This is a genomic window from Bacillus sp. AFS001701, assembly GCF_002559405.1.
Taxonomy (GTDB): Bacteria; Bacillota; Bacilli; order Bacillales; family Bacillaceae_G; genus Gottfriedia.
Genome location: NZ_NTZO01000698.1, coordinates 1 through 1,334, shown reverse-complemented (window position 1 = coordinate 1,334; position 1,334 = coordinate 1). Strand labels below are relative to the sequence as shown.

Below are 1,334 nucleotides of genomic sequence, written 5' to 3'. Positions count from 1 at the left end.
TTCATGAGTAAGTAGAAATGTAAAAAGTAGATATCACCTTACTCATAAAACGTTTTGGACCTTTTTTGTAGTAATTATTCCCCCTGACTATAACTCTTTAACAAATCCTCAACTAAAATGCCATTAATTTTCAATCCTGATAAATTGCAATTATTGATTTCGACATGACTTAAATCACAGTCCGTGAACTGACTATTTGTTAAATTGCATTTCTCAAATTTAATAGAATTAGAGTGATCGTCAAGATTTAGATCTTCCGGAATGACAATATTGCGGAAGCTTGTTCCAGCTAAATGAACATGATCAATTACTAAGTCTCTTAAATTACCATTTGTTATTTTTGTATTAGATAAATTAACATCTGAAATTCGAGTTCCGAATAAATTCACGTCATTTAATTCGAGGTTTCTCATGTTTGCATTTGTAAATTTCGAATTCGCCAAGCTTACATTATTAAAGTCTAAGTTTTCAGCTCTTACTTCATTAAAAGTAGAAAAAGACATATCCGTTTTTTGTAACTCAAATAATGCAGTCTTCCAATTTGTCATTTCTTCTCCTCCTAAAGCTTTGATAATTGAATATATTTAACTTTATTCCTGAGAATCCCTTCACTCTTAATCATATTTATTTTCGACAATTGTTCATGTGAATCAAAAAAGTAATAAAATAAAGCATTAATAATCAGTGTGATCATTAATGCTCTTCTTATGGAAAAATATAAAATAAATGCTAAAGATTTTAATATAGAACGCTTATAAATTCAAAGGTTGTAAAGATAAAAGATCCAAAAATAATGGTTGCTCCTGTTGAAGTGAAATATTCATCAGGATCGATGATTACAAATGTTGTATGCCATCCATCAATATCAGGTGTTGCTTCACCAGTTGTTCGTGGGGCAAATTTAATATAAAGCATGAGTAATAGAACAAATAGACCGACAAATGGTGCAGTAGATGAAAAAGGCATATTAAAATAAAGTGCAATTAAAAATGATATAAAATATAAAACTATTATTGATATACTTAATTTTAAGAATTGTTTAAGCCAGTAATTGCGTCGATTGATGGGTTGGTCGCGTAATACTTCTCTCATTTTCTGTGCATCCTTGTATCGGAAATATAATCCGACTGGCCATGCAATTAAGAAGCAGATTAAGGTAAAGGCCAATCATAGTAAAAGTTTTCCTCCGAAAGCCGTTATGAATAATGACATATTTTCCTCCAAAATTTTAATGCTAATTATTATTTTATCAAACTTTCAAATTAAAAATTTTGGGAAAATGTAAAATCAAATAGAAAATGTAATCGTTTTATTTAGCTTGTTTAATAATGTGC

Annotated in this window: 2 protein-coding genes; both read right to left on the bottom strand. The window is 29.2% G+C overall.

The features are described from left to right. Positions 1 to 74: 74 nt before the first annotated feature. The gene (locus CN514_RS24700; protein ID WP_098234821.1) at positions 75 to 548 is read right to left on the bottom strand and encodes a pentapeptide repeat-containing protein; all 474 of its coding nucleotides are present in this window, start codon (positions 546 to 548) and stop codon (positions 75 to 77) included. A 190-nt stretch (positions 549 to 738) separates the two neighbouring features. Next, on the bottom strand, positions 739 to 1,092 hold the full coding sequence (locus tag CN514_RS24695; RefSeq protein WP_098234820.1) for a hypothetical protein: 354 nt from the start codon (positions 1,090 to 1,092) through the stop codon (positions 739 to 741). Positions 1,093 to 1,334 lie beyond the last annotated feature (242 nt).

Coding starts and splice junctions, on each gene's coding strand:
- CN514_RS24700 (WP_098234821.1), bottom strand. CDS start 548: ATGACAAATTGGAAGACTGCATTATTTGAGTTACAAAAAACGGATATG.
- CN514_RS24695 (WP_098234820.1), bottom strand. CDS start 1,092: ATGAGAGAAGTATTACGCGACCAACCCATCAATCGACGCAATTACTGG.